Raw genomic sequence first — 9711 nt, 5'->3', positions numbered from 1 at the left:
CTGGGAACGACGCGACGACATCCACGAGGCCTTCCTCAGCCTCGCCACCTGCCTGATCACTTACCGGCACGTACAACGCCTTTGTTAGGACCTCTAAGCCCGGCCGCTCCAGTGGATCACTGGCCATGGCGGTCAGCAGCACGAGGCCGCGTTCCGGCGAGGTGACCCGCACCGCGTGGACCTTCCACGCGTGGACGAACGCGTCCGCCGCCTTGAGGTAGGTCGCGGGGGTCTGGCCCGCGTGCAGCCGCACCAGCACGGACAACCCCATGGGGGTGACGTGCGGGAAGGAGCAGCGCGGAGCCACCGGCCGCACCGGGTCACCCTTGACCAGCAGGTGACCGACGAGCGTGCGCGCCGGGAGCCGGGACACGGCCAGGTCGTTGAGGACGGCGACGCGCCGCCACGTGGAGACGACCCGCCAGGCGGTCAGCGGGTAGCCGATGAGATACCAGTGCCAGAGCGGGCGGTGCCGGCGCACCAGGTCACCGGCGACGAGCATCCAGGCGAGAACGACCAGGGCGAGGGCGATTATGTACGGCTCCATCACGCCTCACCGCCCTTGCGCGCCGCCGCCAGAGTTCCGTGCACGGGCGTGATCGCATCGGCGCGGAAGCTGACGCCGTGCCGGTCGCCCATCGACCACATGAACGCCACCAGCCCGGTTACCTTGACGATCTGCCCTTCCTCGATCCCGGTCGGCTGGCCGCTCACGGCGATCTCGATGACGGAGATCCGCCGCCGGTCCTGCCGCACGGTCACGGCCACGGTGTAGACGGGGTTGCCGTCCCGGTCCTTCTTCACCTCCTGTGTCTCGGAGTTGCTGATCTTCACTTCCGGAGCGATGGCGCACCGCAGTACGCCGAGTCGCGCCGTGTCCACGGGAATGGACTGCATTTCGTTGGCCTCCCTGGCCAGTCAGGACGTCAGACTTCTCCCGACGTCACTTGTCCTTACGAGTGATGAGTGTGGGGTGCTGTACGGCGAGTGTGCAAGTACTTATGCTGACGAGTGACGCCGCATGTGCGACGTTCCTACAACCCCGACCCGTCGGAGATGCCCAGATGTCGGAGATCCAGCGCCCCGGAGCCCTCTACCAGCAGGTGGCCGCCGCCATCCGCGAAGCGATCCTGTCGGGCGAGTTCGCACCCGAGTCTCTGTTGCCGTCCGAAGCCCAGCTCATGGGCCGTTACGCCGTGTCCCGTCCGACCGTCCGCAACGCCATCGCAGCACTTCGCGCCGAAGGGCTGATCGATGTCCGGCACGGCAAGGGCAGTTTCGTGCGCTCCGACGGACAGCCGTCCCTCACGATCCAGCGCAGTATCAGCCGCACCGCCGACGGCCGGTTCGTCATGCCCAATGGCGATGTCTGGCAGGAGACCGAGGAGGCCAGCGCCTACCGGACGCACACCACCAAGGCCACCGGCCAACTCCTCCAACTCGGCGAGGAGGAAGCCCTGTACTGTTGTGACCGCTTGCTGTTCGACCCGAGCACGGGCACCCGCGCGATGCACCGCACGCTGATCCCGTTCGCCATCGCGGAAGCGGTTCCGATGCTGGCCGAGGAGCCGTGCAAGCGCCCGGCCGCGTTCTACCGCCAGCTCACCGAGGACGGCCACAAGCTCACCTGGTCCGAGACCGTACGCGCCCGGATGCCGCTGCCCGACGAGCGCACCACGCTCCAGCTCCCCGACGCGACCCCGATCCTGCACCTCTCCCGCGTCACCCACGACACCGACGACCGGCCCCTGATCCTCGAAGAACTCCGCATCGGTGCCGACCGCGCCGAACTCACCTACCGGCTCACCGCCGACAAGCAGCCCGCACGACGCGCCAAGGCGTGAGCGGCGAGCCGGATCGGTCGAAACAGCCTTCACTTCCTCAAGGGCGCGCCTGCGGCGCGCCGGGACGCCCGGCCGCCCCGGCCGGGCGTGCGGCGTGACCGCCGGTCCCGGCCGAGCGCCGGACGCCCCACACCACAGCACGCCCCAGGAGTCGAGGCGACGAACGGCCGCCGAGGGCCGGAGCCCACGGGGCCGGGGGTCGCCGGCCGGAGAGATTTTAGGCAGCCACCATGGGGCGAGCCTCGAAGAACAGGGGGCCAATCGGGCACAACACCGGGCAGGTGCACCACCTGCCCGATTCGCCTGAGCAGCGTAAGGCCCCCTGTTCACTCGCCCCATGGCAGCTCCCGCCCAAAATCCCTCCAGCCGGCGACGTGCCCACGTGCACCACTCACCAGCGGAAACGCCCCTCACAGCGCACCGCCGTCACGGTCGACGAGCCCCGCCAGAAGCCCCGCGAGACGCACGGCCGCACCGGGCGCCCCCACCAGACGGACCACCCCGCGCCCCGCGTCGTCCGTCGAAGCCACCGCACGTAACTGCGACGGCTCGAACTCCACGGCGAGAAGAGCAAGGTTCACCTGATCAGCAGCCGCCCGCGCCACCCGCCAGCCCGCCATGTAGTCCACACCACGCACCCAAAGGCCGAGATCCGCCTCTGTCACGTCAGGCCCGTCGTCCGGCCCGTTCTCGCCAGTACCGATTGCCTTGCTCACTTCAGACCCCGATCTAGGTAACGGATCGTCAACTTCCTTTGACCGGGGCAGAAACGCAGCACGACGGCCCCGGTACCATCAGGCACCGGGAACCGCCGTGTTCCCAACCGGGCCACCCTTCGCTTTCCAGGGCATACGGGGTGGCCCGGTATCGGTATTGGGTTGTGAGGTGCGGCCCCCGCTCAGAGGGATTGGGAGAGCCCCGGCGAGGGGCCGCACCTCTTGGCCGGAGTGGTCACCTCCAGCCGGGGCCGGGCCGTCGTCCTCTCCCGATCGCGTGGGAGTTGCAGGGGTGACGGCCCGGAGTCAGCAGGGTTTTCGCTCGGTGGCACCGCCATCACGGTCGAAGCGGCACCAGATGGTCTTGCCGCCCTGATCGCCAGGACGCCACCAGACCGACGAGGCCAAACGCTGGACGATGAACAGTCCACGGCCGTTGTCCGGCAGGACCGCTTCCGACAGCTCACCCGCCAGACCGGGCGAGAAGGCGTCTCCCAGCGGCAGAAGCGGGGGCGAGGAGTCCTCATCCGCGACGCCGACGAACACCCACCTGGGCCAGACCTTGAACGTCAGGTCGATACGCCGGGCACCACCAGGACGAGCGAGGCCGCGTTCCGGCACCACATGGTTCACCACGTTGCCGACGAGTTCGGACACAACCAGCCGCGCGTCATCCACGAACTCAGCCGCGCCCGCGTCCGTCAGGAACACAGCCGTCATGTCACGAGCGACCCGGGCCGTGTTCGGTGACTCGGCGAACAGCGAGGCCGCCAGGAAGTGCCCGCCAGCCGACGGATCCGGCGCCGCGAACCAGTGATCGAACGCATCCACTTCGCGCGCAAGGCGTTCGGCTCTTCTTGCCTCCATCACGTCCCTCTCCGGGCCCGGTACGACCCCTCATGGCACCGCTTGCATCACGCAAGCCAGTACACGGGCAGAGGAGCGTGACCGGCAGCGTTCACCAGGGGGTTCACGTGAACACCGGCAAAGGCAAAGGGGGTTCACCAATGAACCCCCTTGGGCGAAATTCCTGTGACAGGATGAACACTCGCCGTCATTCTCGGGTTGGCAGGGGAGCATGAGCCGGGAGCAGAACGCGCAACTGATCGCAGTCATGGCCGAAGCCCAGGTCTCGAACAAGGGACTGGCCAAGCGCATGCAGGACGCCGCCACCCAGCGCGGCATCAATCTCGGGACAACGCACATCGCAGTGCAGCGATGGCGCGACGGCTCAGGCATCAAGCCGGAGACGGCATCGATCATGGCCGACGTTCTCTCGGTCAAGCTCGGACGCCGAGTCTCCCCCGGCGATCTCGGCTTCTTCGACCACACCAAGGCAAGCGCACCGGAGCCGACCGGCTATCCCAGCACGCTTCCCGAAGCCCTCTCCGTCCTTGACGGACTCGCCCAGGAGCGTGCAGACGCGACCACCACGGACCGGCTGATCGTCGCGGACGCAGACCTCAGCTCCGCCGTCTTGTCATGGATGATCGCCCGCCCCGACGGCATCGAGGCTGACCGGCCGGCACAACAGCGCGTCGGCATGCGCGACGTGCGCGCGATCAGAGACGCAGCCGCCACCTTCATGCAGCTCGACTTCAAATACGGCGGAGGCCACGGCCACCGGGCGTTGCGCCACTACTTCCGCTACGAGGTCCTGCCCCTGCTGAGCGTGAGCTACAGCGCGAAGGTGGGAACGGCCCTGTTCGGCGCCGCCGCCGAGGTCTCCCAGTTACTGGCGTGGACCGCGTACGACACCGGAAACCACCGACTCGCCCACCGCTACCTCACATCCACGCTTCGCCTGTCCCAGGTCATCGACGACCGCATGTTCGGCGCCCGCATCCTCGGCAACCTCAGCCACCAGGCGAACTACCTCGGCAACCACCCACAAGCCATCCAACTCGCCCGCGCCGCAGTCGAGGGCGCCAAAGGACGAGCCACCCCACGAGCCATGGCCAACTACTCCGCCATGGAAGCCCGCGCCCTGTCCAACGCCGGCGACCGCATCGCAGCCACCCGAGCGATGAACGAGGCCGCACGGCACTTCGAGCAGGCCGACACCACCGAAGACCCGGCATGGCTCGCCTACTTCGACGAAGCAGAACTCATGGGCGAACTCTGCCACTGCTTCCGCGACCTCAAGATGCGCCGCGAAGCCGTGGACCAGGCCCAGCGCGCCGTGGACAGCACCGACCCGAAGTACGCCCGAACCCTCGGCTTCTGCCGCATGGTGCTCGCCCAGAGCCAGCTACTCAACGGCGAGTTGGAAGCCGCCGTCACCACTGCGAGCCTCGCAGTCGAGGGCGGCGACTCCCTTCAGTCCTCACGCTTCCAGCGCTACGTCACCGACTTCCAGCACGAAATCGGCGCGCACGCCACGAGCCCGGCCGTGGCAGCCTTCAACGAGAAGGTACGCGACGCCTTCGCCCGCCTGGACGACGAGTAACGCCTACCAGGGCCGCCAGTCCCGAGGGCCCTGATCATCCCGGAGGCCGGCGATACGCCGCCGGTACTCAGCCGCGGTCTCCTCGTTCTCCCGAACGTTCTGCATGAGCCACGTCGTCATCCCAAACTCTTGCAGCCCACGCAGGGTCTCGTACCCGTGCCAGTCGTACAGATCCCGTCCGTACGCTGAGACGAAATCGCCGTACTGCGCATCGGACTGCCAGCCAAGACTGTGATGCTCCACAGCCGTCACCATCAGATCCCACTCAGGATGATCAAAGCAGAACGCCTCGAAGTCGATCAGGACCACCCGCCCCTGATCATCAACCATGAGGTTCTGCACATGCGCATCCCCGTGCACCGGCCCCATGGGCGACTCAAACCGCAGCTCCGAATACTTGTCCCGCAGGTCCCGCCACCGCTTCCGCAGGAAGGCCCGGTCATCCTCCGGGATCACCGCCTTGTCGATCCGCAGTTCCTGCTTCCCGAAGGGGTCGAACGACGGCAGATCTAGGCTGGCGGGAACGGTCAGCGAGTGCAGATCCCGCAAGATGCCACCCAGCTCCCCGTACGTAGCCTTCCGGTCACCCTCAACGATCAGATGCCAGAACGTCACCGGGTGCCCGTCGATCAAGAGCGGCTGTTCCACATCCTCAACGATGCGCGCAGCCGAGAACCCCTCATCCGCAAGCCACCGCGCCACAGCCACCTCTTTGCGAGCCGTGGACAGCCATTCCTCCCCCCGTGCGATGCGCGCGACCACCGACGCCGAGGCCAGCCGGAACAGCGCGTTCTCCCCGAAGCGGAGCAACTCCGCGCCCTTGTCATCGAGCCCCGCCGCCCGGCACGCAGCACGTAACACCCGCGCAGCCCCAGCCGACGTGAACCCCTCATCCGTGCAAGCAGCGTCAACCGCCATGCCCGTACCAGCTCCCCTAGTCACGCGCGATCAACCAGCGCACGCCCCCAGGTGACCAACCCGGCGCACGCCAGACACGCTTCCGACCGTATCTAGGAAAGAGCTGCCGCACGAGAGGCACTCGTACCAGCCACACCGATCCCCGAGCTACTGTAAAGTCTCGCGACTGCTCGTATTCGTACGTTGTTCAGGAAATGCGGCCGTGTTCAAGGGGAGTAGGACGAGTGCGGCCGGGCGATCCTCCGGCCCGAGTCGGCCCAATCAGCTAATGCATGACTCAGCCCCCGGGTTCGTGAACCGGATCCGGAGCACTGCCCAAGTCTCCCGATGGCGCTGGAAACCACGGTCGCCTGGTGCGGACTGCGATTTTGTCGTTGTGGCCCCAGCCCTGCACCTCTTGACGTGGTTAATACCACACTCGACTGCACGCTGCTCGCGCTAGTCGACTGGGGCGAACTTCGGCGGACGACCACTGCACGAGTCACGTTTCTTACGGTTGTCAAACTTATCCAGGAAATTCGACCCTAATGCTTTCGAGAGAAGGGGTCACTTGCGCCCAAGACTTCCGTGTAGGCGGCCTCAGCTACGCGGCCAGCAGGGGCTTCAGCAGGCGCATGCGCAAGAAATGATCGAGTTTCTCCGTGGTAGAGCATTCTGCCGCTCTCCATGACAGACACATGGTCTGCCTCCTCAGCTAGATCCGACACATCATGAGTAGACAGGAGAATTTGCGATTCTCCCGAAACTTCATTCAGAATATTTCGAAACACCCGACGCTGATAAGGGTCCAGACCGGCAGTTGGCTCATCAAGCAAGAGAAGCTTCGCCGAATGTGCCAGAGATGCAGCCAAGCCAACCCTTCGCAGTTGACCGCCGGACAGCTGATTTGACTTCACGTCAGCCATTTTAGCCATTTCGACCCTTGACAGAGCATGCATCGCTTTATCCCAAGCAGCTCGGCGATTCATTCCCTTCAGCCAGCCGATATATGCAACATATTCGCGAGCAGTAAGGGTCGACATTGGCGTGATCCCCTGAGGCATCCATCCAACAGTAGACCTATATTCCTTTCGGGCAGTCGAAATCCCGTCGAAGGACACTTCGCCACCCTGCGGCAGGATTACAGAAGCCGCCATTTTTAGCATAGTGGATTTCCCAGCCCCATTGGGACCTAGGAGGATCGTGAGGCCTCCCGAGACCTCATAATTAAAATCTCGAAAGATGGGCGCCTTCCAGCGACGGTATCGATACGTGCAGGAGTCGAACGTCAGCTTCATGCGTACATCCTCCTGGAATCAAGGAATAGGAAAGCCAGTCCGCCAACGAAAGAAATAAGAGCGCCGGCAGCGGCATGGATGGCGTCTGGAGGCTCGGGAAGTATCGACCAGGGGTAGGGGTCATTTCCTGTTCGGAAACCGAAAAACATCACAATCATGAGCCACACCACGGGGGCAACTACTGCGGCTTGCCCGACAGCCCAGCGGGCACACAACATAAGACCCAACAGGAAGGCCGTGTTGCGCCCCGCAGCGATGACAGCAGGGGAACCAATAGCAAGACCGAGCAGGAGGCTTATTGACACAGCAAGCACTACCACGACGCAGACCAGCGAGATATCGAGAATCCCTAGCCCGCGGAACCCTGACTTCTCAATCGAATCAACTCGTGACTCAAGGCTGAACATCAATGTAGCCAAGAGAGGAATGGGAACGAAAAGCGTCAGAGCCGCATGCTGAACTCCACCCAAGAATGAAGGAAAGAAAGCAACCCTGCCGTCAACCAAGACGAGTAGAGCCGCAAAAGATCCGATGGAAGTGACCAAGTATGTCCGCGCTCGACGGACCTTCAACCACCAAATCATTTTATCCGCCGCATGCCTTTGCGAGATTGCGATAGTACCAACTGGACTGCTGCGATTGCCTCATCCTGAGGACGTCTCGCACCGTTTCCTCAACCTCATCCTGCCCATCAAATGGCGTATTTTCTACCGCCACACGCCGGCGTTCCGCATCCGCTTCTCCCAGAATAGATGCGCCCCACAGGCGAACAGAACGACTTATAGCAACGTCCGGTTTTTCACAGTCAAAGCTAATGGCCTCGAAGCCCAGACGGTAACGGATATTGCCATTTACAAGAAGAGCCTGAGTGAAGGAAACTTTCCACTCATTCTGGGTAGACCTCCGCTGATAACGGCCGTCTTCCACCCTGTCAGTCACAAGTGCAGGATGCGACTTCACTCCGGCCTTATTTAGCGCGCCCAAGGTTGACTTTACTTCAGCGCGCACTTTGGGAAGGTACTGACTCATCGCTTCCGGTAGGCAGACCTTTGGCGTGCTTCCTGCACACTTCATAGGGGCTTGGGCAGTCAGAAGAGGCGGAGTATGACCCCAGTCATCGGTGAGAAGGATTGATGTTGATACGCCAGCAATTGAAACCGTTATAGCCATTCCCGCTCGCACGATCCAGTGAAAATTTCTAGACCAGATCAGAGCCACCCCGAGAGCAATTCCCCCAGCGAAAATGAGGGGTGGAAGCAACACCCGTGATGGTATTGCCTCGCCGAACATCAAATGAGAGGAAATCTGACCCGACACGTGACGCAACCAGAAAGGGGGGCTAGCGGCGGAGAATGCGACAAATACCCAAGTCCCGGTGGCCATAATGGGAACTGAAATCAACGCGGGAATTCGCGAACCGACTACAAAACCGATGACTGCGTGCGCCACGCTCAAAACCATTGCCATAAAGAGTGGACCCAAACTCGCCACAGTTGGCAGCGTCTGTGTTTCAATGAGGGCAACTGTTACTGGAAGTGAAAGCATCAGCCACGCTAGCCCGATTGGCGCAAGCAATGAGCGAGCAGCCACCAAGTACTGGGAACGAGTCGGAGCGAGATACCAAATCCTGTACTCTCGGAGCTTGCCACTTTCCCAAGCCGCTAGCGCGGAGACCGTAGCGTATGCAAAAGAGTAAGTGAACGCCAGGGGATAAGATACCACCGTCGGTGCATATGAAAAATTCACTTCAGGTGGACGCCCACCACCAAAGAAATAATAGAACATGGGTAGCCCAAGGGAAAATGGGCTGACCCATATTGCACTATTTCCGCGAAGGCGGAATCTTGACAGCAAGGAAATCTCCGTCTCAACAGAAGTACCCGCTGGTCGGATCCATCGGATCCGACCAGCGGGTGTCTTGCCAGCATGACCTAGTCAGCCAGCGTAGAGTCAACCACTACCTTCTTCACGTCAAGCAGGTTCAGCGCGCTCATGGAGTCGTCGATCTTATTAATGCGGAAATAGTACCTACCGCGCTCCAGGCCAGACTCAGTGCCAGCGCTGGTGCCACCATCGAAGCAGGCCGTAAAGGTCTTTTCTCCGTAGTAGTAGTCAGGCCATAGATCATTATCCTGCATAATCTCGGGAGATACCGAGTGGTCGGACGCAGAGTTGCATCCAGTGAAGCGGAGCTCGGTGTAGGCCTCTTCCGTCCAACGCGACGACGTGAATTCAACTCGCACGTCCGTCATGTGGCTTGTACCGGGAAAAGTATCCGCCGCGAACGCATTCGTACTCATACCGAGAACGATTGCTGCCGCGCTCACAGCGACCGTCCCCAGTCTGCCTATTCGGCTCGCATCCATTTTCGCCCTCCCCAATGACCATAGAAGGATACAGTGGGGAATTTCAGGCACGCGAAGTCGCTCTCCACTACACCCCCGTAAACGACTAGTCCTCTATCGCAAGCTTGAACGACCGCGCTAAGCGGCAGCTACCAGTGTCCA

Annotated in this window: 10 protein-coding genes and 1 pseudogene; 2 read left to right on the top strand and 9 right to left on the bottom strand. The window is 62.7% G+C overall.

Going from position 1 to position 9711, the window contains the following annotated elements; all coding sequences use genetic code 11:
* Positions 1 to 547, bottom strand: a pseudogene (locus ABZ490_RS46960) (hypothetical protein); the annotation flags it as partial.
* Positions 547 to 897 (bottom strand): hypothetical protein, encoded by a 351-nt coding sequence (locus tag ABZ490_RS46955; protein WP_359005268.1) that lies wholly within the window; start codon positions 895 to 897, stop codon positions 547 to 549. The gene ABZ490_RS46955 and the pseudogene ABZ490_RS46960, both read right to left, overlap by 1 nt.
* A gap of 167 nt (positions 898 to 1064) precedes the next feature.
* Between ABZ490_RS46955 and ABZ490_RS46950 the strand changes: the two genes are divergently transcribed.
* Complete coding sequence (locus ABZ490_RS46950) at positions 1065 to 1844, top strand: GntR family transcriptional regulator (protein ID WP_359005265.1); 780 nt, start codon at positions 1065 to 1067, stop codon at positions 1842 to 1844.
* A 410-nt stretch (positions 1845 to 2254) separates the two neighbouring features.
* Here the strand turns inward: ABZ490_RS46950 and ABZ490_RS46945 are convergent, their stop codons facing one another.
* The gene (locus ABZ490_RS46945) at positions 2255 to 2560 is read right to left on the bottom strand and encodes a hypothetical protein (RefSeq protein ID WP_359005262.1); all 306 of its coding nucleotides are present in this window, start codon (positions 2558 to 2560) and stop codon (positions 2255 to 2257) included.
* Between the two features lie 306 nt (positions 2561 to 2866).
* Positions 2867 to 3427, bottom strand: coding sequence for an ATP-binding protein (locus tag ABZ490_RS46940; RefSeq protein WP_359005274.1), 561 nt, complete (start codon positions 3425 to 3427; stop codon positions 2867 to 2869).
* Between the two features lie 211 nt (positions 3428 to 3638).
* Here ABZ490_RS46940 and ABZ490_RS46935 point away from each other — a divergent pair, with 211 nt between their 5' ends.
* Complete coding sequence (locus ABZ490_RS46935; RefSeq protein WP_359005259.1) at positions 3639 to 5009, top strand: sporulation protein; 1371 nt, start codon at positions 3639 to 3641, stop codon at positions 5007 to 5009.
* A 3-nt stretch (positions 5010 to 5012) separates the two neighbouring features.
* Here ABZ490_RS46935 and ABZ490_RS46930 read toward each other — a convergent pair whose 3' ends face one another.
* The 5 genes from ABZ490_RS46930 to ABZ490_RS46910 form a co-directional block, all read right to left on the bottom strand.
* Positions 5013 to 5927, bottom strand: coding sequence for an aminoglycoside phosphotransferase family protein (locus ABZ490_RS46930; RefSeq protein WP_359005256.1), 915 nt, complete (start codon positions 5925 to 5927; stop codon positions 5013 to 5015).
* A 524-nt stretch (positions 5928 to 6451) separates the two neighbouring features.
* Positions 6452 to 7204, bottom strand: coding sequence for an ATP-binding cassette domain-containing protein (locus ABZ490_RS46925; RefSeq protein ID WP_359005253.1), 753 nt, complete (start codon positions 7202 to 7204; stop codon positions 6452 to 6454).
* Complete coding sequence (locus tag ABZ490_RS46920; protein WP_359005250.1) at positions 7201 to 7611, bottom strand: hypothetical protein; 411 nt, start codon at positions 7609 to 7611, stop codon at positions 7201 to 7203. The genes ABZ490_RS46925 and ABZ490_RS46920 overlap by 4 nt, the downstream gene beginning before the upstream one ends.
* A gap of 178 nt (positions 7612 to 7789) precedes the next feature.
* A complete protein-coding gene (locus tag ABZ490_RS46915) occupies positions 7790 to 8989 on the bottom strand; it encodes a hypothetical protein (protein ID WP_359005247.1) in 1200 nt (399 codons plus the stop codon).
* 146 nt (positions 8990 to 9135) lie between these two features.
* The gene (locus ABZ490_RS46910) at positions 9136 to 9531 is read right to left on the bottom strand and encodes a hypothetical protein (RefSeq protein ID WP_359005244.1); all 396 of its coding nucleotides are present in this window, start codon (positions 9529 to 9531) and stop codon (positions 9136 to 9138) included.
* Positions 9532 to 9711: the final 180 nt, after the last annotated feature.

The organism is Streptomyces sp. NPDC005811 (genome assembly GCF_040630405.1).
GTDB lineage: Bacteria > Actinomycetota > Actinomycetes > Streptomycetales > Streptomycetaceae > Streptomyces.
The sequence above is the reverse complement of the archived record's forward strand: the minus strand, read 5'-3'. Positions and strand labels throughout refer to the sequence as shown.